This window comes from Mesorhizobium silamurunense (assembly GCF_014843905.1).
In the GTDB taxonomy this organism is placed as follows: domain Bacteria; phylum Pseudomonadota; class Alphaproteobacteria; order Rhizobiales; family Rhizobiaceae; genus Mesorhizobium; species Mesorhizobium silamurunense.
Window position 1 is genome coordinate 1 of record NZ_LPVS01000180.1, and the last position, 481, is coordinate 481.

Below are 481 nucleotides of genomic sequence, written 5' to 3' on the forward strand. Positions count from 1 at the left end.
CGATATTCCTGCCACAGGAGCGTCAGCGTCACTCCTTCGCGCTTCAGCTCCTTGGCGACCATCGCCCAGTCTGGTTCGTTCAGATCCTGCGGCGGACGGCCCATCCGGTGGAACAGCCGTCGTTCCAGCGCCGCATCGTCATCATAGCCTGGCGGCAGCGGCCAGCACGACAGCCCCGCCTCCCGCGCTCGCAGCAAATAGGTCGAAACCGAGGTCTTGCCGATCTTCAATCGCTCGGCCACCTCGCGCACCGACAGACCCTGTTCATGGGTCAGGCGCAGGATCGTCCGGATGTCCCTCACGCTCGTTCGTCTCGCTTGCTTCCGTCTTGGCATGGCCCCTCTCAACGTCTTCGTGAGAGGCCAAATTGCCAAAACGGCGCAGCCGAGAACCGACCGTCAAATCCGGCCCGGAAACTGTCCGGGACTTAGCGGAATCGCTGTCCGGGATTTAGTGGAATTGCTGTCCGCGACTTACTGAA

Annotated in this window: 1 protein-coding gene; it reads right to left on the reverse strand. The window is 62.0% G+C overall.

Features of this window, described 5'->3' with window-relative positions; all coding sequences use genetic code 11:
* Positions 1 to 335: sigma factor-like helix-turn-helix DNA-binding protein (locus AU465_RS32935; RefSeq protein WP_281396944.1), on the reverse strand; the 335-nt coding region annotated here is incomplete at its 3' end.
* Between the last annotated feature and the right edge of the window lie 146 nt (positions 336 to 481).